This window comes from Wolbachia endosymbiont (group B) of Melanostoma mellinum, from assembly GCF_947251465.1.
Lineage (GTDB): Bacteria > Pseudomonadota > Alphaproteobacteria > Rickettsiales > Anaplasmataceae > Wolbachia.
Window position 1 is genome coordinate 1062855 of the sequence record NZ_OX366366.1, and the last position, 22933, is coordinate 1085787.

17 protein-coding genes and 1 tRNA gene are annotated in these 22933 nt (G+C 34.4%); 12 read left to right on the top strand and 6 right to left on the bottom strand.

What is annotated here, in order from left to right; translation table 11 throughout:
* The first annotated feature begins 133 nt into the window (after nucleotides 1–133).
* The gene (locus OPR42_RS04990) at nucleotides 134–1177 is read left to right on the top strand and encodes an ankyrin repeat domain-containing protein (protein ID WP_265042029.1); all 1044 of its coding nucleotides are present in this window, start codon (nucleotides 134–136) and stop codon (nucleotides 1175–1177) included.
* Between the two features lie 205 nt (nucleotides 1178–1382).
* Here the strand turns inward: OPR42_RS04990 and OPR42_RS04995 are convergent, their stop codons facing one another.
* Together OPR42_RS04995 and lipB are read right to left on the bottom strand one after the other, a co-directional pair.
* Complete coding sequence (locus OPR42_RS04995; protein ID WP_265042030.1) at nucleotides 1383–2342, bottom strand: LD-carboxypeptidase; 960 nt, start codon at nucleotides 2340–2342, stop codon at nucleotides 1383–1385.
* Nucleotides 2342–2959 carry a lipoyl(octanoyl) transferase LipB gene (gene lipB, locus OPR42_RS05000; protein WP_265042032.1) on the bottom strand — a complete coding sequence of 206 codons (618 nt, stop codon included), beginning with the start codon at nucleotides 2957–2959 and terminating at the stop codon, nucleotides 2342–2344. Before lipB ends, OPR42_RS04995 begins: the two co-directional genes overlap by 1 nt.
* Before the next feature lie 303 nt (nucleotides 2960–3262).
* Between lipB and OPR42_RS05005 the strand changes: the two genes are divergently transcribed.
* Nucleotides 3263–4438 (top strand): phage portal protein, encoded by a 1176-nt coding sequence (locus OPR42_RS05005; RefSeq protein ID WP_265042034.1) that lies wholly within the window; start codon nucleotides 3263–3265, stop codon nucleotides 4436–4438.
* Nucleotides 4439–4491: 53 nt separating this feature from the next.
* Nucleotides 4492–4941, top strand: a complete 450-nt coding sequence (locus OPR42_RS05010) for an ankyrin repeat domain-containing protein (protein WP_264682940.1) — start codon at nucleotides 4492–4494, stop codon at nucleotides 4939–4941.
* A 69-nt stretch (nucleotides 4942–5010) separates the two neighbouring features.
* Here the strand turns inward: OPR42_RS05010 and OPR42_RS05015 are convergent, their stop codons facing one another.
* Nucleotides 5011–7491 (bottom strand): AsmA-like C-terminal region-containing protein, encoded by a 2481-nt coding sequence (locus tag OPR42_RS05015; protein ID WP_265042035.1) that lies wholly within the window; start codon nucleotides 7489–7491, stop codon nucleotides 5011–5013.
* 277 nt (nucleotides 7492–7768) lie between these two features.
* Here OPR42_RS05015 and OPR42_RS05020 point away from each other — a divergent pair, with 277 nt between their 5' ends.
* Nucleotides 7769–7954: a hypothetical protein gene (locus OPR42_RS05020; RefSeq protein ID WP_264375044.1), complete on the top strand. Its 186-nt coding sequence runs from the start codon at nucleotides 7769–7771 to the stop codon at nucleotides 7952–7954.
* Here OPR42_RS05020 and murJ read toward each other — a convergent pair.
* Nucleotides 7909–9405, bottom strand: a complete 1497-nt coding sequence (gene murJ / locus OPR42_RS05025) for a murein biosynthesis integral membrane protein MurJ (RefSeq protein ID WP_026092648.1) — start codon at nucleotides 9403–9405, stop codon at nucleotides 7909–7911. The genes OPR42_RS05020 and murJ overlap by 46 nt on opposite strands.
* 144 nt (nucleotides 9406–9549) lie before the next feature.
* On the opposite strand from murJ, the gene OPR42_RS05030 reads away from it, so the two are divergent.
* From OPR42_RS05030 to OPR42_RS05065, 8 genes are all read left to right on the top strand, one after another.
* A tRNA-His gene (locus OPR42_RS05030) sits at nucleotides 9550–9625 on the top strand.
* Nucleotides 9626–9772: 147 nt separating this feature from the next.
* Nucleotides 9773–10333, top strand: coding sequence for a hypothetical protein (locus OPR42_RS05035; protein ID WP_264682943.1), 561 nt, complete (start codon nucleotides 9773–9775; stop codon nucleotides 10331–10333).
* Between the two features lie 89 nt (nucleotides 10334–10422).
* Nucleotides 10423–12471 carry a tRNA uridine-5-carboxymethylaminomethyl(34) synthesis enzyme MnmG gene (mnmG, locus tag OPR42_RS05040; RefSeq protein ID WP_265042036.1) on the top strand — a complete coding sequence of 683 codons (2049 nt, stop codon included), beginning with the start codon at nucleotides 10423–10425 and terminating at the stop codon, nucleotides 12469–12471.
* Nucleotide 12472: 1 nt separating this feature from the next.
* The gene (locus OPR42_RS05045) at nucleotides 12473–14269 is read left to right on the top strand and encodes an aminopeptidase P family protein (protein WP_265042037.1); all 1797 of its coding nucleotides are present in this window, start codon (nucleotides 12473–12475) and stop codon (nucleotides 14267–14269) included.
* 94 nt (nucleotides 14270–14363) lie between these two features.
* Nucleotides 14364–14729 carry a hypothetical protein gene (locus OPR42_RS05050; RefSeq protein WP_019236690.1) on the top strand — a complete coding sequence of 122 codons (366 nt, stop codon included), beginning with the start codon at nucleotides 14364–14366 and terminating at the stop codon, nucleotides 14727–14729.
* Nucleotides 14730–14826: 97 nt separating this feature from the next.
* Nucleotides 14827–15471, top strand: coding sequence for an alpha/beta hydrolase (locus OPR42_RS05055; protein WP_265042038.1), 645 nt, complete (start codon nucleotides 14827–14829; stop codon nucleotides 15469–15471).
* A 5-nt stretch (nucleotides 15472–15476) separates the two neighbouring features.
* Nucleotides 15477–16256 (top strand): SDR family oxidoreductase, encoded by a 780-nt coding sequence (locus OPR42_RS05060; RefSeq protein WP_265042039.1) that lies wholly within the window; start codon nucleotides 15477–15479, stop codon nucleotides 16254–16256.
* 91 nt (nucleotides 16257–16347) lie between these two features.
* Nucleotides 16348–17376 (top strand): ankyrin repeat domain-containing protein, encoded by a 1029-nt coding sequence (locus OPR42_RS05065; RefSeq protein ID WP_265042040.1) that lies wholly within the window; start codon nucleotides 16348–16350, stop codon nucleotides 17374–17376.
* A gap of 254 nt (nucleotides 17377–17630) precedes the next feature.
* Here the strand turns inward: OPR42_RS05065 and OPR42_RS05070 are convergent, their stop codons facing one another.
* On the bottom strand, nucleotides 17631–20546 hold the full coding sequence (locus OPR42_RS05070; RefSeq protein ID WP_265042041.1) for a hypothetical protein: 2916 nt from the start codon (nucleotides 20544–20546) through the stop codon (nucleotides 17631–17633).
* The gene (locus OPR42_RS05075) at nucleotides 20527–22881 is read right to left on the bottom strand and encodes a VirB4 family type IV secretion/conjugal transfer ATPase (RefSeq protein ID WP_265042042.1); all 2355 of its coding nucleotides are present in this window, start codon (nucleotides 22879–22881) and stop codon (nucleotides 20527–20529) included. Before OPR42_RS05075 ends, OPR42_RS05070 begins: the two co-directional genes overlap by 20 nt.
* Between the last annotated feature and the right edge of the window lie 52 nt (nucleotides 22882–22933).

Here is a 22933-nt window from a genome sequence, read left to right on the forward strand (position 1 = left end):
ACTGAAATAACACCAAAGAGGCTATTTGAATCTAATTTACTATTCACAATCCCGGTTATTAGCTTGTTTTAATTGACTTTTTATCATAATCATGTAATAATTAAACATATCGTTTAATATTGAAGGTAAAATCATGACAGGAGAATATGAATTACTGAAAAAAGTACTGAGGACGATTGAGGTTAAGGAAGGCTTAAATACAGATAATATAATTGAGGAAATACAAGAAGAACTAAAGAAACAGGATCAAGGTCTATATCAAGAGTGGGAGAAAGATGAATTTGATGTAAATGATGCATTTGATATTCTCCTACGCAGAAATCAGAAGTTATTAATTATAGCTGCTCAGAATGGTTACACAAAGACAGTAGGGGTTTTACTCGAAGCAGGAGCAGATGTTAATGCGAAAGATATGTTGAATCGCACTGTTTTGCACTATGCTGCTTTGTGTGGTCGCAAAGAGATAGTAGAGTTTTTAATCTCAAAAGAAGCAGATGTTAATGCGAAAGATATGTTGAATAGCACTGCTTTGCACCATGCTGCTTTGTATGGTCGCAAAGAGGTAGTAGAGTTTTTAATCTCAAAAGGAGCAGATGTTAATGTGAAAGATAGTGCGAATCGCACTGCTTTGCACTATGCTGCTTTGTATGGTCACAAAAAGATAACAGAGTTTTTTTTCGGAAGAGGAGTAGATTTTGGTTTAAAAGAACCTCTTTTTTTACATAATGATGCTAAGAATGGTCTCGTAGGTATAGTAGGGATTTTATTACAAGAAGGAACAAATGTTAATGCAGTAGATTTATATGGAAAGACTCCTTTAGATTATGCTAAGAATCAAGACTTAGTAAAAGCTCTATTAGACGCAGGAGGACGTTCTTTTGTGGAAGAACATAATAATAAGGCAATGATTGTGAAAGCACGTAATAAATCAATGATTGCCGGTGGAGTAACTACATTATTAGGCACTGCCATAGCAGTGGCACTTTTTACAACTGGAACAATTACAGCTCAGTTGATACCTATAGTTATAGCAGTGGTTGCAGTTACAGCAGCAGCACTGGTAGTTGGTTGTGCTACATATGAATTACTAAAGCCTAGTACTAAAGTTGATGGAGCAGAAAAACCAATTGTCAACTCAATAAATGAACAGCAGGGAGTTACTGGCATTCCTTCATAGTAGAGCGCGTGACGCAGGTTCCTGGATCCCAGTGTCTGGGCACTGGGATGACAATGAAGGGGCTGCTTGAATAACAACGAAGGGTTATTTGGATAATAGCCGTACTTGATCTGGATTCCAGTGTCTAGGCACTGGGATGACAAGAAGGAGGGCTACTTGAATGGTTGAAGGGAAAGTGCTGGAATGAAAGGAGTGTGAGATAAAGCTACTTGTATAACTGTTGCACATCCATAAACTCCTTCTCGTTTTGAATGCTGATGATAGTGTGAGTGTTGAGAGGTAAAGGGTCATTTATATGTCCATGGCCTACTCCTTTCATTGTAAATACTGGAAAGTTAACACTTTTTGCAAACCTTTCTTTTACAATTTCAACAAGATTATCATTATAACAGTTAACAAAGTCACCAAAGATTACTGCATGTACTCCATCAAAAATATGAGCTTGTTTTAGGTGATCTAAACTGCGTTCAATTGAATATGGATAAACTCTTATGTCTTCTAAAAATAGAATTTTGTTTTTTGCGTTTATTTGCCAAGCAGTTCCTATACTGTTTTCAACCAAAGTCATATTACCACCGATGATTTTAGACTCTAATCTGCCATTTTTTAGTCTAACTCCATTATTTATCATCTTTAAGTTGTCAAATCTGATAGAGTTGCGTTGGTTAAGAATTAATTCTTTTAATTTTTCAACAGAGCTTTCAGCAACAGAGTTATTTACTATCATTTCCAACATGGTGCCGTGGAGGGTTTGCCAGTCGTATTTAACTTGCAGATAAATATGTAAAGCAGTGATATCACTATAGCCTATAAGAATTTTTTTGTTTTGAGCAATTCTTTCTTTTTTATCATTGGGCAGCTTTTCTAGGTAAGGAATTAGCCGAGAAGCCCCTTCTCCTCCTCTGATACACCAAATTATTTTGCTATCATCAGTGAGCGCATTAACCAAATCATTCGCTCTAAACTCATCAGAGTTAGAATAAAATGGGTTGTCATTACTGTATATTTTCTCCGAAATGTGAGGATTAAAATCCAAAGTTTTTACGTATTCTCTTATAGTAGGCAGATCTGATCCTTTTCCTTTCGAAGAAGGAGCAATAATATCAACTTGATTTGCAGGATTAGTGAGTAAAAGGCATAGAAAATAAAGAATAGAAAAATACATTAAAATATCTTATGAAACTCTTGCTTTAATATATCATCTAATTCGCAAAGAGAAACTTTTACTCCTAGTTTTTCCATTGATGTAACGCCGTAATCTTTTAGTCCACAAGGAATAATACCCTTATAGTGGGAAAGATTCGGAGAGAAATTAAGCGCTATGCCATGATAAGTTACCCATTTTCTCAAGCGAATGCCAAAAGCTGCTATTTTTTCTTCTACTCCGTTGTTGTTCACCCAAATGCCTATTCTATCTTCCTTAAATTCCCCAAGTATATTAAAGTGTTTTAAAACATTTATGATCCAATTACTTAGGTCTCTGATATATAGTTTTATGTCACATTTGTTTCTTTTTTTAAGATTTAGCATTAAATATATAATGCGCTGCCCTGGTCCGTGATATGTATATTTACCGCCCCTGCCTGTTTTATAGACAGGAAACAATTTTTCAATAATGTCATCATCTGTTGCACCGATTCCTGCAGTATAAAGTGGAGGGTGCTGGAGCAGCCATACTAGCTCGTCAGATAAATTATTGTAAATTTGTTGAATTTTTGCTTCCATGAATTCTACAGCATTGTTATAATCAATAAGTTGGTTAGATATTAGCCATTCTGTCATATTCTATTTCTTTAGGTCTATCAATGTCATTCCAGTCTGGAATCCAGAAATTTGATTGTAGATAGCACACTGAACTGGTAAGCATAGCTGTTTTACGCTAAAAGGAACGTATTTGACTAAATTGTATAAAAAGATGGATCCTAGTGTCAAGCTACTTGGATGACAAATATGGGCTACTTGAATGGCACTATCGCAAACGAACTAGTGTCAGCTACTCAGATGATATCATTCTTGTAACACCAATTGATATAATTCAACTATAATTTTAATCTTTTAACAAATTTAATTTTTCAGGAGGCACATATGAATTTTAACATTTTTCAAAGAAAGAAAAGCAGTGAATACTCTGCTTTGCAACTAATGATGGAACCAAGTTGGAGTAGGCGTGATTATGTAAGTTTTGCTGAGGAAGGCTACATAAAAAATGTTATTGCCTTTCGAGCAATTAATATGATCGCAAGTGCTTCATCTTCGGTACCTTTTACTCTCTGCCAGCTTACTGACCAGGGAAAATCACAACTAAAAGCGCATCCATTACTGAAGTTACTTTATTCTCCTAATCCAATGACATCAAAATCGGAATTTATTGAAGGGATTGTGACTTATCGATTAGTTAATGGCAATTCTTATGTATTGATGATTGAGGCGCAGAATAAACCAACAGAGCTTTATCTTCTGCGCCCTGATAGGGTTGAAATTATTCCAGGGAGAAGTAACGTTCCTTATGCCTATCGTTATACCGTAAATAACAACAGTTATGACTTTAGAGTTGATAAATTAACCGGGCGTTCAACAGTACTGCATCTTAAAACCTTTAACCCTTTGAATGATTGGTATGGACTTTCACCAATTGAGGCAGCTGCATATAGTATAGATCAGCATAATCAGGCTGGTGCTTGGAATCAGGCAATGCTGCAAAATGGAGCAAGACCAAGTGGTGCAATAGTTGTAAAATCAGAAAAGGATGGAAGTGGTGGAAACTTAAGTCAAGAGCAGTACCAACGCTTAAAAGCACAGATAAATGATCATTATTCAGGTCCTGTCAACGCTGGAAGACCAATATTACTTGAAGGGGGCTTAGAGTGGAAGGAGATGAGCTTATCACCAAGGGATATGGATTTTATTGAATCCAAGCATAGCTCAGCTCGTGATATTGCGCTAGCTTTTGGCGTTCCGCCGCAGTTGCTTGGCATACCAGGTGATAATACTTATAGCAATTTGATCGAAGCACGTCTTTCCCTTTGGGAACAGACGATTTTACCAACGCTAGAAAATATTATTTGTCACTTAAATTCTTGGCTAGTGCCCAAGTTTGGCAAAGATTTATGTTTGTCATATGATAAAGACGCGATAGAAATTCTAATGGAGAAAAGACAAAAGATGTGGAAATACGTGCAAAACGCAAGCTTCATGACGCTCAATGAAAAAAGAGAAGCTTTTGGCTTGCCACCGTTACCCGGTGGTGATAAGTTGAATTGATATTTATATAGTGTAGATATTTATACTAAGCTGTAATAAACTGGGGGTATTTTATGTATCAAGAACAAGGAAATTCAGTAAGTAATTCTCGATTTACTCTTCCTCATATAGAATTGTTATCGACATGCAAAGCGAATGTTAATGCAGCAGATCATAAGGGTGCTACTCCCTTACATTATGCTGCTTGCGGAAACCGCTTAGAGGAAATGAAATTATTGCTTAAAAACGGAGCGAGTGTTAATGCAGTAGATTATAATGGCGCTACTCCCTTACATTATGCTGCTTGCGGAAACCGCTTAGAGGAAATGAAATTATTGCTTAAAAACGGAGCAAATGTTAATGCAGTGGACAATTCTGGTTTTACTCCTTTGCATTTGTCTGTTTGTGAAGGCTACAGGGAGATAACACGTTTATTGCTTGGAGAGACAGAGAGTCCAAGCACAAGCTGCAGCGACGCAAGCATTGAGAATGTACAAACAATCAATCAGTTTTATCATTGGTGAGAGTAGAACATCTTTTACTAAGGTCTAACTTAAAGATAGATGGTCCCTTAAATCCTACATCTAAATGAGTTAACTATTTTTCTTGCTAACTAAGGTGTTGTAAATTTGGTCTACATCAAAACTCATCTTAGGGCACCAAATAGGGCCATCTAAGTGTGCCTCGATATAAAGAGGACTATTATGATTTGGTAGTATGAAAAAGAGTCTGAATATAGAAGTTAAGGAGAAATTAGATAAGATTAAATTAGAAGAGATAGAACCTGATGCTTGATCGGTACTAAACTGTGAACTAGTTGAACATACACCACTGTTAATACTTACTTTTCCATTAATATTTTCAAAAAGCGTACTGCCATTATATATATCAACGTAAGCAAGCTTGGAAATTTCAGGTTTATTCTTACTGCTTAACAACTTAGTGATGAATGAATTAAAATCCACATTTGTAAACTCTATTTTCTGTGCTTGAAAGTTTACATTTCCTGATAAGTTACTAGCCCAATCATCAAAGCTTGTCCCTTGAGTTTTGATTTCACCACTTAAGCTTATCTTGCCATTTATGTTATTAACTCCTATAACTTCCTTGGTGTCCAAATTTGCAATAGAAAATTTTGTGTGAATTGAGCCTGCTTTTAGATAACCCTGAAAAAACATTTGTCCATGTTCTAGTATGTAACTTATCTGTTTGATAGTGATAGTGTTGTTTCTTATCACTGTATCCAAGTTAAAATCTTTTAAGACGTTTTGCCCAATTTTAAATTCTGTAGTTTTGATTTGCACGTTTGCATCAAAATCTCCTTTCTCATCTAAAAAATTAAGCTGCTTTGTTGACCATTGAATTTGATTTATTTCATTTCTTGAGTTTCTTTTTACCTCTAATAGTTTTGGTAATTTAAAGATATTTCCATTAAATTTATTACCTGTAAGGTTTACGTCTAATAAAGGCTTAGTGTATTTTTGATCCACTAATATTTTTACACTACCGGTAATGTCGAAATTTTCTCCGAATAACTTTATTTTATCTGCAACTAGCTTGTTCTCTTGTATTTTTAATGAAAAATCCAAATCTTCAATTTTTGTACCATTGAATATAGAATCTTTAACACTAGTTCTTATATTTACATCATATTTAAGATTTTTCAGCCATTGCACTTTGCTGAATAATGAATAATCATATTTATCTATATTAATGTTATGTATGCTAAATTTACTATCGATCATATTGTGTTTTTTTGTGTGATTTACCTTAATTGATCCTTGCCAAGATTCTTTGTTATTTAGCAATCTGATATCTGAAAGAGATAATATTCTAGGTGCTAAATATAGTTTAGAACTTGCTGTAAATTGACTTTTCTCTCTTTCTTGCATCTTGATAGAAGGTAAAATATGTGAGATGAACGACTCACCCTTTATCAATATATCACCATTAAATTCAGACAAGTTGCCATTGTTTGAAACTCTTCCTGATAAGCGAGATATATTATTGGTTCCAGGAAATTGAAGAAGAGTATCAACGTTTATTTCGCCATTAGCAAATTTTAGCGTAGCATGAAATTTGTCCAATATCCTGTTTTGATATTGAATATTTGAAGCTTCCATATTAAAATCCAAGCTCAGGTTCTTTGGCACAACCTCTCTAAAAGATTCTAAAAGACCCTTCATATCTGTTGTTTTGTGTGAGCCGTTTTTTAGGTCGACTTTACTAAAACTAATATTGATATTAGTATGATCACTTTTTCTATCATTTTGTATTATACCAGTGCCTTGCATGCTTTTGGACTCAATTTTTAAATCAGTTGCCGTAAACTCGCTTTCATTGAGATTGATATTGGATGATATCTCAATATTTTCGCTGGGAATCACATAAGAAAGGAAGCTAAGATTAATGATTTTTGCTAAATTGCTCACAGAACCGGAACTGTTATTGATTGTCAGTGTTAAATTACCCTGTTGATTTCTATTACCTTTAAATAGCAAATTTGCAAAATTTGAATCAACACTAATGTATACATTATTTTTTGTGACATTAACCTTTCCAGAAAAATCGTAATTGTTGTCACCAATCTGTACTTCACCAAAAAACTGCTTATTTTTTTTTATAGCAACTTCCTTGATGTTAATAGTATCGGCGTTAAAACTTATTTGGCTGTCCTTTATTAATATATCAACTATATTATCATTGGCTTTCGTATTTATAATATTAAGTAAATTTTCTTTGTTGCTTTTCATGCCCAAAAATGAGATTGACTTTGGTTGCAATGAAAATGAAAACAACGATGGCCTTATTTCAATTTTTTTTGCACTAATTAAATCTGATAATTTTTGTTCCTTGTTTTTGTTATATTGTACATATACATTGTAAATAGTAAGTTTTGGAGTAATGAGCGAAACTTCAATTTTTCCTCCAACATGTACTTTAGCATCATACGTCTTCTCTAACTCTTTTACGATATATTCTCTGTAGCCACTCCAATCCTTAAAAGTTGCAGCAACGTGCATGAGAATTAATAGCAACGAGATTGATGATATGGCGTATAAAGAAAGTTTCATAATAGACCTCTCATTCCAGCATCCCTTCTCTTCTTGTCATCCCAGTCTGGGATCCAGGAAATTTGATTAGACATTAAGTTAATTAGCAAAAAAGTAGCTATTCTTATGTTAAAACACAGCATTTTTACATGAGAAGCTGGTCTGATGAGCACTGGGTTCCCAGTGGAAATTGCTCTCAAACCACAACACTCATACAGTTGTGTGTGTGACACTGTGATCCAGTGTGACTTAAATAAGGTTTTCCAGATTATATAATCAACAAAATTTCTGGATCCCAGTGTCAAGCACTGGGATGACAGGAATAGGTGCTGGGATGACAGGAATAGGTGCTGGAATGACAGGAATAGGTTATGGGATGAAAGGAGTGGATATTGGAATAGTAGCTGAAATGACATATAGCAATACAAAGGGTGTAATTTATACATATTTCAAATTATTCAAATTTCCTCTAAAAATTAGGTAAAGAGTGCTAGAATAAATAATAACACTCAAAGCTATTAAAGTTACTAAATAAACAATACGAGCTAGCCCTCTATCGAAAAACAACCCTGCTGATAAGTAATTAGAGAGATAAAGAACTATTGACATAACCAATGTTGCAGTGAGAATTTTTACAATATTTAGTAATAATGCTTGGCTAATCTTATACATCTTATTTATTGTTAAATAATTAATCAATAAAATAGAATTTATCCAAGTGGAAATGGAAGTAGCAATAGCAATTCCTATATGTTGGTATTTGTTCATTAATATGAGATTTAGTATTACATTAATTCCAAGGCACGTTAATGAGAACATAGTTGGTATTTTTAGCTTTCCCCTAGCAAAGAATGTGGGTAGCAATACTTTATTTATAATAAATGCGGGTAAAGAAAGAGAAAATGCTACTAATGTAGGAACAGTTTGCTGCACTGCATAATAATCAAATCGGCCGTAAGAAAAAAGCGTAAGTAAAATTATGTCAGGAATAATGATAAAAGCAGCAGTTATTGGCATAATTAATATTAACCCTATATTAAGGGCCTTGTTCTGTATTTTGACTATATTCTCAGTATCATTTATTCGTTTTGAAATCAGAGGAAGAAGTACTGTACCAATTGCAGTGCCAATTACTCCTTGCGGTAGTTGATTTAGTCTATCGGCATAATATATATAAGAAACTGCATTTGGTATAAAACTCGCCATGATTGTGTCAATCCATACACTTATTTGTATTACACAATTGTTGATAATTGCAGGTATCACACGTTTAAAAAATAATTTTACTTCGTTACTTAATTCTAAACTAAAAGAAAAGAAAGCCTTTAATTTGTATGCACTAAATATTATTAAAAGTAGCTGCAAAATCCCTCCAATCAGGACAGCTATAGAAAGGTTATGAGCCGGTGTTTCAATGTAAGGTAAAAACAAACTGATGATTAAACAGAGGTTCAAAATGATTGGTGAAATAGCTGTTGAAGCAAAATGCTGTTTTACTTGCAACATTCCACCAATAAGTGATGCGATTGACACGAAGATTATGTAGGGCATCATAATTTTCGACAAAGTTACAGTAAAGGTAAATTTATTTTGGTCAAATCCAGGAGTGAAGATTTTGATCATGTAAGGGAAGAAGGTTTGTGTGATAAGGCAAAAAATTACTAGAATAATAAACGTAATGGATATTACACTACTTGCGAAATTAAATGCCTTTTTATTATCATATGACTCTGCAGAGTATAATGGTATGAATGAGGTAGTAAATGCTCCCTCTGCAAAAAACGATCGAAATAAATTAGCAAAGCGAAACGAGGAAAAGAATATATCTGCAAGAGAAGTTGCACCAATAACTGTAGCAATCAATACATCTCTTATTAGCCCTAAAATTCTTGAAATAGCTGTAAAAAAACTAAATGTGAAAATACTTTTAAACATATCACGATTTCAATACGATTAACTATAATGCTAAAAGCATAAATGAAAATGTTTATTCGCTAAACTTAAAACTCTATGCAAAAGTAGGTAGCTTAAATAATTAATTGACTATTTATGCTTGTGTGTTAGAAATTTTATACCTTGGCGGGCGTAGCTCAGTTGGTAGAGCGTCAGTTTGTGGTACTGAATGTCGCCAGTTCAATCCTGGTCGCTCGCCCCACTAAAAATTTCCACTTTACATAAATATAAACATTAGATATTTTTGCACGTCCGTTAGCATTCCTTGTTGCTTTAGTATTTAGATGGCGGAGGGGAAGTTTGCGATTTAGAGTAAAAATGATGCCTATTAATTAGTGAGAGGGATTGTATGTATATTTGTTTGTTAGCTTATAGTATAGTGTCAGCACTAGGAGTATTATCTTGGTGGTTAAGTTTTGACACTTCATCACCTTTAGCCATAGGTGGAATTGCTGGTTGTATAGCTCCAGCATTGATTGCGGTTTTTCACGTAGGATGTTTGCTATATAAGTTTTGCAAAAGAGATCCTGTTGGGGAAAAGCATGAAAAAGCAGCAATTCTTTTGAGTATTACTATATCTGCAAGTGCTATAATTGGAATTACACTTACTGCAGGTGCAGCTTCTATTTTTCCTAATCCAATAATAGGATTTACATTTATAGGTACAATAATAGGTCTAATAGCACCGATTTTAGGGCTTTTTACAACTGTAGCTATAATGCATTGTGTAGATAAAACAGCAATTACATCTGCAGTAAGTGCAATTTCTATTACAGATTCTACATATGTCAAAATATCTCAGGAAGAAGAAGTAGATGAATGTATTACCTTTCCGGAAGAAGAAGTTAATAAAAGTATCATCTTTCCCAAAGTTGAAAAAGTTTTTTCTGCGAGAGAGACGGCAGTTTGAGCTAAGTTAGTGTGCAATGTTGTAATCTGTAAAATTTGACATCAATCACTGATAGTTGGAATATTATAGAGTAGGAATTACTCAAGAAGATGCATAAGTACGATGTAGTGGTAGTAGGTGGCGGTCATGCCGGGTGTGAAGCAGCCGCAGCTTCAGCTCGTCTTGGTGCAAACACGCTACTTATAACTCATAAAATTTCAACTATAGGAGAGATGTCCTGTAATCCAGCAATTGGAGGAGTTGCAAAGGGTGTTGTGGTGAGGGAAGTTGATGCTCTTGATGGAATAATGGGAAGAGCTATCGACCGAGCAAGCATACACTCAGTCATTTTAAATAGCAGCAGAGGTGCAGCAGTATGGGGACCACGTGCACAGGCAGACCGAAAATTATACAAAAAAGCAATACAGGAAATTATTCTAAATTATAACAACTTGACAGTAAAAGAAGAGTCAGTTGACGATTTTCTTATCGAAAGTGATAGCAATGGAGAATCTTATATAAAAGCTGTAATAACAGACTCAGGTGAACGTATACTGACAAGCAGAGTTGTTTTGACTACAGGGACTTTTTTACGTGGTGTGATTCATATAGGAGAGCAAACAACTCCTTCTGGAAGAATGGGAGATAAACCTGCAATAGAGCTTGCAAATACGCTAAAGAAGTATGATTTTAAACTGGGCAGATTACGTACCGGAACTCCACCGAGGCTTGATCGTGGCACTATAAACTGGTCGGTATTACAAGAACAAGTGGGTGACAATCCACCTACACCATTTTCTTATCTTACAGAGAAAATTAACCAGCCTCAGGTTTCATGTTTTATTACTCATACTAATGAACATACACACAAAGTAATTCGAGAGAATCTTCACAGATCAGCTTCTTCATATTTAGATAACGTTATTGCACCAAGATACTGCCCATCAATTGAAACTAAAGTTAAAAAATTTGCAGAAAAAAATAATCACCAAATATTTCTAGAACCAGAAGGGATTGATGATAACACTATATATCCAAATGGAATTTCAAATTCATTGCCCATCGAAGTGCAGTATGAAATGATAAAGAGTATAAAAGGGCTTGAAAATGCAGAAATATTAAGACCTGGATATGCAGTTGAATACGATTATATCGATCCACGAGAGCTATTTCATACTCTCGAAACTAAGAAAGTTAAAGGACTATATTTTGCTGGTCAAATTAATGGTACCACTGGATATGAAGAAGCAGCCGGGCAGGGAATTATTGCCGGAATCAATGCAGCATTCTCTTTATCTCAAAAAAGTTTTGTTCTTCATCGTACAGACTCATATATCGGTGTAATGATAGACGACTTGGTCACTAAGGGAATTGCTGAGCCTTACAGATTATTCACCTCGCGTGCAGAATATAGACTGGCAATCAGGTCAGATAATGCAGATAGAAGATTGACACAAAAAGGTTATGACATCTCTCTTGTGTCGCATGAGAGATACTCTGTTTTGCAGGGTAAACTTAAATCCATTAAGCAACTTGAGGAGAAATTAGAGAGCCTAACAATTACTCCTGAGCAGCTCAGGTCCTATGGCATTAAAATATCTTATGATGGAATAAGAAAAACAGCATTAGATTTGCTCGGTTATCCAAATATTGACTGGAATAAATTACGAGAAATATGGCCAGAGTTAAACATGGATTCCAGTGTCAGCTACTTGCATAACACCAAAGCACCTCTTCCTGTCATCCAAGTAGCTGACACTGGGATCCAGTACTTGAATGATGATAGAATGGATGCAGTTGACACTGAAAAAAATGTAGATTCCAGCGTCATGTGCTGGAATAACACTATAACTGATAGCATAGCCAAGAATGAAATATATGAAGCAGTTGCAATTGAAGCAAAATACAAGCCTTATTTAGTAAGACAAGAAGCCGATATGAAGTTTCTACAAGAGGAAGTTAATACTCAAATTCCAACTAATTTCAACTACTCACAGATTAAAGGCTTGTCAACTGAAGTGATAGAGAAGTTGCAATCAATAAAACCAGCAACAATTGGCATTGCAAAGCAAATACAGGGCATCACTCCAGCAGCAATAGTTAGCATATTAGTGTACCTTAGGAATAAGAAAACGAAAATAGCTGCTAATTCTGCGTAACATGTCAAAAATCGAAGAATTTCGCTCTTTTATGCACGAAATAAATGTTGATGCATTTATGTTGCATACTAAAGACGAGTATTTAAATGAATATTCAAAAGAGTTAGCAGAGTTATGTGGCTTCACGGGAACAAATGGGCTACTTATCGTTACAAAGAGTAATAAGTGCCCATTTTTTACAGATGGACGCTATATCACACAAGCTCGCAGTCAGCTCGATCAGGGCAGTTTTCGAGTATATAATATACAAGAAGAGGATCCACACAAATGGGTAAAAGCAAACTTAACATTGACTACCTCACTGGGTTACTATCCGCAATATTTTACTATGAAGGACATAAGAAAATATGAAGGCATTTGTAAACTAGTACCATACTTAATTAAAAAAGATAGTAGTCATAAAGCACAAACAATAGTCTCACATGTATCTGGTGAGAGTGGTAAGGATAAATGTGAAAGAGTAGCTAAAAACATAGAGGCTGAAGCAGTGCTTCTGACTGATCCAAATTCAATTTCGTGGTTATTAAATTTAAGAAATGAAAGTGCTGAATATACTCCTTGTATATTGGGTCGTGCTATATTGTATAAAAATGCCAATGTTGATTTATTTATTCAAGATAAAGAACATTCAACTATAGAAGCAAATTTTGATAACCATATAAATGTTTTTGATATTAGTGAGCTAGAAAATTCACTACATAAGTTAAATTTGGTGGTGATAGATCCAAGCACGACTCCAATGAGCATTATGAATGCAATAGATCCCTTGTATAACCATTATTTAAATGAAAAATCAGCTTCGGTGTCATTCCAGTGCTTGACCAGAAATAAAAAAGCATGGATCCCAGTGTCAAGCACTGGGATGACAATAAGTAATGAAAGAGGTCTAATAGAAAATAAGCAGATAATTGAGAAGGAGGATCCTTGTTTGATTCACAAAGCAGTAAAAAATCAAACTGAAATAACTGGAGCTATAAGTGCGCACATCAAAGATGGAGTAGCAGTTATAAATTTTCTATATTGGCTTGAAAACAATATTGACAGTGAAATTACTGAGCTTGAAGCTGAAGAAAAAGTTTTAGAATACAGAAAAGAGCAGAATTTGTTTAAGCAATCGAGTTTTCCAACAATTTCAGCATTCAACGAGAATGGAGCAATCATTCATTACCGTGCAAGCAATAAGACAAATAAAGTCATTCAAGAAGATGGGCTGTATTTAATTGACTCTGGTGGTCAGTACCTTGATGGCACAACCGATGTTACAAGAACTATAGCAATTGGTAGTCCAACCAATGAGCAACGAGCTCACTACACAATAGTATTAAAAGCTCACATTGCGATAGCAAGTGCGGTCTTTCCTTCTGGCACTACTGGTGGAGAATTGGACATATTAGCGCGTATACATTTATGGAAATTTGGAATGGATTACATGCACGGTACAGGACATGGAGTAGGAAGTTACCTTTCGGTACACGAAGGACCGCAAGCAATATCAAGAGGAAATAAAGTGGAACTCATTCCAGGCATGATACTTTCTAACGAGCCTGGTTATTATATTCCAGGAAAGTATGGAATAAGAATTGAGAATCTGATGTATATTGAAAGGCGAGAAAACGTCTTTTTAAGCTTTAAACAATTGACCTCTGTTCCTTATGATAAAAAGCTAATAGATATACAAATGCTTACTGAAGATGAAGTTAAATGGATAAATAGCTATCACCAATTTGTTTATAAAAATATAGAAAATGGCATAAAAGATAAGGAATGGTTAAAGAGAGTATGTGAACCTTTAAAATAGTTAATTTGTCATTTAATCAAGTATTAATATAGTTGTTCTTGTATTGTTTTTAATTAAAAACAATATATAATATTAGTTTCAAATAGGTGTAATTATGACAGATAAAATGCAAGATGATGAATTTATGAAGCAGTACATGGATACTTGCAAAGAGCAAATAGAAAAATTGGCAAGCGACCCTAATTTGCTTCAACAGACCTTAAAGCCATTCATGCAAATGTCTCAGCAACTTATGGCTGGCGGTATGCTAGAAGGAAATATGCCTAGCATGATACCTGATATGGGTGGTATGGATATCAACAAGATGATTGCTCAGATGAAGGAAATGTATGATTACATAAAGAGTAATCACAAAGAGCTCATGAGAAAAGATGCTTCACAAATTCAAGAGCTTGATGATTCCAGCAGAAGATTGAGAGGCTTGGTCAAGAAATTGATAGAGAAAGTTGAAGCTAAGTAGTATTTATTCATATCAAAGAGCTATAGCAGTAGTGAGGTCTTGTTCCTCAAATTTAGTATTACCATAAAGTTAAATATAAACATAAAGGGATGAAGAGATGATTGAACTACAAAGCCAAGAAATTTGTCCAAATGGAAATAAGAAAAATTTGATTATTTTTTTTCATGGTTGGGGTTCAAGTGGCGATAATTTCGCTCACCTTGCTAAAGTTATGAGCAAATTTTTACCCGATTCATGTTTTGTGGTACCGAATGCTCCGTTTGAGAGGGAAATAGGTGATGGTTATCAGTGGTTTAGTTTAGAGGATCGTAGTGAAGAAGCACTATATAATGGGGTGAAAAATGCTGCATCAATTGTAAATCATTTTATTGATACAAAATTAAAGGAGCTTAATTTAAAAGATACTCAGCTTTCTTTAGTTGGATTTTCTCAAGGGGCAATGCTTGCAATACATGTGGCTCTTACCCGGCTTCAGTCTTGTGCGTCAGTTGTTGCGTATTCTGGTAGATTTCTTTCGCCTTCAAAAACTGCACCGCAGATAAAATCAAAACCTAACATATGTATTATTCATGGTGACGCTGATGATGTGGTACCTTTTTCTTCACTTGATTTAGCGGTTAAAGCTCTGAAAGAAAATGGAGTAAACGCTCAAGGATACCAAATTCATGGACTAGGCCATATTATTAATGAAGAAGGAATAAGGTTAGGGGTTGAGTTTATCAAGAAGAATTTTGGAAATTAATTTCCATGCACTTGTTTTGCTTTGGTTACGGATATGTAGCTAAATTTCTATCGAAAAAATTGCTAAATTTAGGCTGGAAAGTTAACGGTACATCAAGAAATAAAGATATACAACTTTTTGATTATGAAAAGGTTGATCAAGATCTGCTTAAAAGCGTAACGCATGTTTTAGTTTCTATTCCTCCAGACGGCGATGATGTTATGGAGAGATACGGTCATTGTCTGGAGAATATTAAATGGCTTGGTTATCTGTCTGCAACTAATGTTTATGGTGACCACTGTGGTAATTGGGTGAATGAGGAATCTGAAACAAAGCCTATAGAAATTAGAGGAGAAAAGCGCCTTGAGTCTGAAAAGAAGTGGCTAAGTAGCAAATTGCCTGTACATATTTTTCGTTTGGCTGGGATATATGGTCCTGGTAGAAATGCGCTAATTGACCTGCAGCTTGGCAAAGCAAGAAATGTGAAAAAAATTTTTTCTCGTGTTCATGTTGAAGATATATCGAATATTTTATTTTCTTCCATGCAAAATATAAAGCCTTATGAGATATACAATTGTGCAGATGATTTACCTGCTACGCAATCTGAAGTGGTCACGTATGCAGCCGAGCTTCTCAATATTAGCCCTCCAGAGCCAGTTGAGATCTCTTCCGTACCAAATTACGCACGGGGTTTTTATTTAGGGTCAAAAAAAGTAAGCAATACTAAAATTAAAAAAGACCTTGGTGTCTCTCTAGTTTATCCTGATTACAAGTTGGGTTTAAAGAGTTTGTATATATTAGAATAGAGAAAATAGATTGCCAGATGCAAAAAATTTTTCTTGAATGTTCCTTGTTTTGATGTAGTACCACTAGGCATACTATTATATAGAGGTAAATATGTTCAGCACTCAATCGCTCCCGGTTGAAAATATTCTATTACATCAAGCCGCTTATAATGGTAACATAAATGAAGTTAGGTTATTACTTAATGTAAAAACTGATATCAATATCAAGGATAAAAAAGGATTTACAGCCTTGCATTTTGCTGTTTATTCAGGACATTTAGACTTAGTAAAGTTACTAATCAGTAAAGAAGCTAATATTCATGCAAGAACTACTAAAGGCAGTACAGTTTTACACTTTGCTGTTGTAGCTGAAAGCAAAGCTATAGTAGAGGAGTTAATTAAAGCGGGAGCTGATCCCAATATAAAAGACTGTACTGATGGTAAGACACCTTTACATATTGCTGCTCAAAATGGACTTGTAGAAGTTGTAAAGGTGTTACTTAATACTCAAGAAATTAAGATTGATGCTAAAGACAATGAATTTGGTATAACAGCTCTGTACTTAGCCTCTCAGAACGGACATACTGAAATAGTTGAACTATTAATTAGCACAAAAAATGCTGATGTTAACATAGTAGATAAAAAAAATAATGTCACACCCTTGTATCTAGCTGCTCAGAATGGGCATGAAGCAGTAGTCAAGTTGCTTCTTGATAATGGTGCTAAGGTCAATGGCTGTAATGTCGATAGAGATCCTTTAAGTGTAGCTATCAAGAATGGCCATAAGAAAATAGTTGAGTTATTACTTAGTATAGAAGGAATAAATGTCAATATTGGCGATAAGATTGGCAATACACCTCTACATATAGCAGCTATAACAGGCCGCAAAGAAATAGCAAGATTACTATTAGCAAAAGGAGCTGATGCTAATATTAAAAACCATTCAGGAGATACTCCTTTACAAATAGCTGAGATAATTGAAAACTCTACAGTTTTTATGCTTGAAAAGGATACAAATTCAGTACTTCTTGTGAAAAAAGGAGTTAAGGAGCTTTTGTCACAACATGTGAAGAACAACAAACCTAGCTCATCAGTAGATAAAATTGACGTATCTGTTCAGCAGAGTAGCAAAATAAGATAGATGAGAAAACTAGTTTGTGACATTGGCGTCCAGTTAAATTTACATGGATTCCAGTGTCAAGCACTGGAATGACATTATGGAAGCTGTGATGACAAGGAAGGAAGCACTAGAAAGAAATGGGTGTCACGCACTGGGATGACATTATGGGAACTGAGATACAAGAAAAGAAACACTGGTTTGACATGCACCTGAACAGATACTCTCAGTGATGTAAATTCAACTTTACCCCATTTGCAACCATCAGGGTCCTTTGACTATAATCCTAACAATTCTTTTCTAATTTCTTCTTTAATTGTATCAATAATCTTTTGATCAAGTTTATTTATTAAGGAATCATCAATACCTGTGATATCATCTGGATTTTGTATCATTTTTTCAATAGCATCATCTATTTTTTTTACTCTTTTTTCATTAATTTCCTCAAATATAGGTTTAATGTTTGCGTAACCAGGAGCGCCCTTGCTATAACTTTTGCTGCTTTCGTTGATACAACCACCAGCACCATATGTTTTATTCACGTAGTTTTTACTACATTTTGTTACATCTTTATACCCAATCTCACCATTTTCTATATATGCTATTTTATTATCTTTACTAGAGTTTAGCTTGTCACCTTTCTTAATTTCTTCTTTTAATTTTAAACTTTGTTCATGAATTATTGTATCTTTGTAATTCTTTCCCCCATAGGTTCTGTATGTACCTCCGCCTGCAACAGTAATTAAATCTTTACAAATTGTTTCTGAAGAGTCTCTGCACATTTTTATTAAAGTTGGTCCCCCATCCTTGTTAGATTCATCATCTTCTTGTCCACCACCTCCTTCTGTCACTTTTACTTTAATATAGGGATAATTGGGGTTGATTTTTAGTTTAGCTTTAATGTAATCACCTGGCATTCCTAGTCTACTTATAGTAGACTGAGCTTTATCAGCTATATGACCAGCTTCACCACCTCCCCATGCTTCTATTTCAACGTAATCATACATTGACAGATCATCTGTATAGCCATCTCCAAGCTCATAAAGTTTTTGATCCCTGTTTTCAATAATCTGCTTCTTATGTTTCAATTGTGCTATTATTATTTCACGTAATCTCTTTTTTAAACCCTCTAAATCGAACCTACACAATGTATCAGCATAAAAGACTTCTGTTCTATTTGCTTTAATCGGTTGATTTTTTAATTGTGTGCACTTTTGTATTTCACCTTTCTCGTTTTTTACTGTTTTACCATCCTTATCCTTGCAATCCACTTCCTCATATCTTAAGTAAAATAGTTTATCATTCTTATCTAAATACTGTGTTGAGCGACTACATACTCCATCAAAGCAGAGGCAACCATCATCACCGTGATTACAGTTTTTTTCTTCATACTTTCCATCTGTTAACTCATATACTATTTTGCATTTGTCACAATTTTGTTTTGTATCTACCTCTTTATCCTCTTTTGCCATGCAATTGTCTCTAGGCTTATTTTCTTCAGGAATAGAAATATATCCTTTCTTATTGAATATTATTTTATTTAGTGCATCTTGTGGCTTTGCTAAAACATCAACTAATTCAATAATTCCCCCTTTTTTGCAAGGAAAATAATAAGATTGATTTGATTCTTTCGAGTAAACAGTATTGTGTTTAGCATAGCTTGCTCTCATTGACTTCAGTGATATTAGCTCACTTCCTTTTTCAAGAACGAATTCCTCCGGTTCTGGCTGCCAACCAGAAAGGCATAGCATTTTACTTTTAGGATTTTCTTTATATTTTATTTCTACTTTTGGATATCCTGAGCCATCTAGTTTGCACTTACCATTCTGAAGCTCTTTACATTCTGCTTCGATATCGGGAACATACCCATATTTTTCTAGAACTTCAAATTGCGAATTATTTTTTAATATACCTTCTATTACGCTATCGATGTCGCTTTTACTGTTACTGCTATCAGTTGTTTTTGCCACTATTGCTGGCTTTACTACTTTTAAAGGTAGATGGCCAACATATGTAGGAGAATTTTTACTAACATAAAAAGTACAGATGCCATTACTGTGAGTTCCACGTGCGTCATAAGTACAAACGTTCTCACTCATCTTCATTTTTACTTTTAGCGTATTTTCGCCTTTACCCTCATTAGGCTTTGGTATGCTCACTTCTTCAATCTTTGGAGCAGGTGGCGCTGGGAAGCAGCGAGCAGGAAATTGTAATTTTCTTTTTGATTCTTCTTTTTCAGTACCATAATATTCAGCGCAGAGCTGATCTTTCTTTCTATAGGTTTTGAAATAATGGATAGTATCTTTATCTGGAATAGGATATGTCCAACTTGGAATATTCTTGTGATTTGAAACAGCAGATGGAACATATATCTCCCTTCTTTCTTTCAGCTCACCAATAATGACTCCAACTCTTGGATGGAAATAATCATTTTCTTCATTTGTTATAGGAACAATTCTAACTTGTGGTGGTGACATTGCAAGTTGTTCACAAAATGGAGGTGGACCAGGTGCAAGTTGCACAGGGGCACACTTTACTTTTGTTTGATAGCATGTATCACAAGCTTTTTCCATCTCTCCAGGACGAAAAATATTTTCCCCAGAAAATACTCTAGAGCCCCATGAAGAAATTCCTGACATACAAGCCCCCTTTTGACTACAAGCGCATATTTTAGGGGCATTAACAAATTTTACTTTTTCTTCATCAGTAACACCATCTGCCCATTCCCATTCAAGGCGTTTCGCAATTCCTTCTTTGATTTCTTTACTGTTATCTGTCTTAATTGTTCCATCAGCTAACATTTTATCTCCTTCCCAATCGATAAAAGCTGCTGCAGAAACTCCAGCACCTGTGGCTTGTGTGCCATATATTTTGTGGCAAGATGTTCCACTGGATAATATATAACAGTTGTCGTTCCCTTCGTAATTGCAGACCTTAATCTTTGGATCGAAGTAACCTTCTGGTCCCTGATTATTTACTGCTGTAACTTTAATAAATTGCAATAATTTTTTGTCAAAGTCTAAATCGCTCCACTTGCCTTTAAAAAAATTTGCAATACCTTTTCCTGTTTTATTTCCTACAACCTCAAGTTCAGTATTGCTCTTTACAAAATACGGACAATCAGCATATCCTTGATAAGAAAGACAAAATATCAAGGAGAATATCAATAAAAAATTAAGCTTTACATTTTTCATAGAACGCCGGTAACCACTTACTCACTTTTTCGCCTTTTTCCTTTATTGCTTCATACATATACTTTATAGTCTCTTTATTAGCTGAAAGTACATGTATTTCTTTCATATTCTTCAAATCTAGATTTAAAGTTACTAAACCTTTGTATTGCTTTATCAAAAATAAACCTTCCTGTGTTGGTGTTTGCAAAATGACATTCAGTTCCTCTTTCGACAGAGAAAATGCTTTCATGTATAACCTGTTTGCATTTATGTTCGGCATCAGGATTCTCGTATCGACATGCTTATCTAAATATTGAGTAAACTTGCTAGCAAATGCTAGGTTTAAGTTTTCAGTACTTAGAATTACTACAACATTTAACTTTGTCATTCTTTGCATCCAGTCGTCAAACTCTCCCTCTGTAGGAAAAATATTACTTATCTCCCATGCTTCATCCAAAACAAGTATTGCAGGTGAGCTATCACATTTTGCTTCGAAAGAGTATAAGAAATAGTAAAGTATCACGGACATACATTCTTTTTGCTTAGTGAGATTTGCAGTATTGAGGGATATAGTTTTTGTTCCCCAGTCAATATCTGACTCATCACCATCTTGGAATAAGTAAGCAAATTCACCTTCACCACACCATTTACTTATTTTGCCTCCAAGAAGTAAAAGCACTTCAGAAATTTGAGAAATAGATCGCGATTCTCTTGGTATAGCAAATATAGAATCTACAATTTTTTTTGTCTTTTCTTCTACGTCTACCAAACTTGCATCTGCAACCATCCTTTTGATCAATTCAACAAGCATATTGCGATTAGAAGCACTATCTTCAATGTTCAGTGGGTTAAATTTTAGACTTTTATCTTTATATTTTGGATCAATTATGTAATATTGGCCGCTTACTGCTTTAGTAAATATTATTGATTTTCCAGTATTATCCAATATAACAATCCTAGGGTTAAATTTTCTTGATTCCGAAAGTAAGAAATTGATCAGTGAGGTTCTACCTGAATTTGGAGCTCCAAGTATTGTGGTATGACCATTATTTTTCTTTCCATGAAAGTTAAAAAAGTAAGGACTGCCTTTTTTTGAAAAAAAAACTGTTACTGCTTCTTTCCATCTTCCTCCTTTTAACGTACCTGATGTAAAATCATGCAACATAGCAAAGCTGCAAGCATATTTTTCTAATATATTTTTTGGTTGTGTAACAAAAGCAAAGTTTCCAGGAAGCTGTGCCCAAAAATGATTTTCCATGTGCAGATCAGTTCTAAACATCATCAACCCGATTAACGACATTACAGAGGATAAATCGCTGATATTTTTAGCTAACCTATTCTTATCATCTGCAAAGATTGTAACAATAATTTTCTGTTGACAAAAATCCATAGCAGAAATTTTTTCAAGCTCTATTATTTCATTTATTCCTGAGTTTTGAAGTAAGGTATTGTCCTCACTGATTTGCAGTATATTAATTTGTTTTTTGAATTCTTTTACTGCTTTATTATTACTAGTAAATATTATTATTTCTGTGATGATAAGCTCAGAGTCAAGTTGCAAACACCTATCTATATTTTCTAAGGGGATTTCTCGATATTCCTTTATGCAAAAAATAGAACCAAACTTCTGTTGACCTTCAAACGATGTTTGAAATTTATTGAAACCAAAAGCTACTTTTAAATTTTTAACATGCTGCGATAGATCCCTTTCACATATTGGATAATCTTTGTGCGTTAATGTAATAATGTAATGGAGAAATTCCATCATTTGAGAATATATTTTGCCTTCACTAGACCTAAGGCCCAGTTTTTTAGCTCCAAAAGGTTCTAAATCTTTTTGAATCAGGTCAGTTATTTTTTGTAATTCTTGATGATTTTTTTGTAAAAATAACTTGTGCCTATTCTTTATCCTGCCAAAAAAAAATGCATTATTAATATGTTTGCCAAAATCACTAAGTAACACCACAATGTATAACTCATTTATATACTGTAGTTTACTATCAACTAGTTTATTAAACCACGTTGAGTGTAGCTGATCGGAAAAGTCTGCAGTTTTATTCCACTGTAAGCTCAGTTTATTGCGCTTACGGACAGTGTGAATCCAAACTGTAAAATATAAACTCTGGATATTTTTTGATATACTTTTTCTAATTTCAGTTCTAAGATCACCATAGTTATCAACTGAAGAATAGTCTTCTAACTTGATTATTTTTAACAATTCTCCCTGTTTTGTTAGTATAGTTTCTTCATCGTAGTGGCAAGCATAAGGGATAAAATCTAAATTAATACTTTCTAGTAACGCTAAATTGTTCTTTTTTTCAGAATTAGAGCTAGTGGCCGGTACTTTTGGTTGCATACAACATTATGTGTATTCAATAAAAAGATAATTAAAAAACATAAAAATACTA

Bases quoted from the DNA above. Each gene is read 5' to 3' on its own strand.
- OPR42_RS04990 (WP_265042029.1), top strand. From the start codon at position 134: ATGACAGGAGAATATGAATTACTGAAAAAAGTACTGAGGACGATTGAG.
- OPR42_RS04995 (WP_265042030.1), bottom strand. From the start codon at position 2,342: ATGTATTTTTCTATTCTTTATTTTCTATGCCTTTTACTCACTAATCCT.
- lipB (WP_265042032.1), bottom strand. From the start codon at position 2,959: ATGACAGAATGGCTAATATCTAACCAACTTATTGATTATAACAATGCT.
- OPR42_RS05005 (WP_265042034.1), top strand. From the start codon at position 3,263: ATGAATTTTAACATTTTTCAAAGAAAGAAAAGCAGTGAATACTCTGCT.
- OPR42_RS05010 (WP_264682940.1), top strand. From the start codon at position 4,492: ATGTATCAAGAACAAGGAAATTCAGTAAGTAATTCTCGATTTACTCTT.
- OPR42_RS05015 (WP_265042035.1), bottom strand. From the start codon at position 7,491: ATGAAACTTTCTTTATACGCCATATCATCAATCTCGTTGCTATTAATT.
- murJ (WP_026092648.1), bottom strand. From the start codon at position 9,405: ATGTTTAAAAGTATTTTCACATTTAGTTTTTTTACAGCTATTTCAAGA.
- OPR42_RS05035 (WP_264682943.1), top strand. From the start codon at position 9,773: ATGTATATTTGTTTGTTAGCTTATAGTATAGTGTCAGCACTAGGAGTA.
- mnmG (WP_265042036.1), top strand. From the start codon at position 10,423: ATGCATAAGTACGATGTAGTGGTAGTAGGTGGCGGTCATGCCGGGTGT.
- OPR42_RS05045 (WP_265042037.1), top strand. From the start codon at position 12,473: ATGTCAAAAATCGAAGAATTTCGCTCTTTTATGCACGAAATAAATGTT.
- OPR42_RS05050 (WP_019236690.1), top strand. From the start codon at position 14,364: ATGACAGATAAAATGCAAGATGATGAATTTATGAAGCAGTACATGGAT.
- OPR42_RS05055 (WP_265042038.1), top strand. From the start codon at position 14,827: ATGATTGAACTACAAAGCCAAGAAATTTGTCCAAATGGAAATAAGAAA.
- OPR42_RS05060 (WP_265042039.1), top strand. From the start codon at position 15,477: ATGCACTTGTTTTGCTTTGGTTACGGATATGTAGCTAAATTTCTATCG.
- OPR42_RS05065 (WP_265042040.1), top strand. From the start codon at position 16,348: ATGTTCAGCACTCAATCGCTCCCGGTTGAAAATATTCTATTACATCAA.
- OPR42_RS05070 (WP_265042041.1), bottom strand. From the start codon at position 20,546: ATGAAAAATGTAAAGCTTAATTTTTTATTGATATTCTCCTTGATATTT.
- OPR42_RS05075 (WP_265042042.1), bottom strand. From the start codon at position 22,881: ATGCAACCAAAAGTACCGGCCACTAGCTCTAATTCTGAAAAAAAGAAC.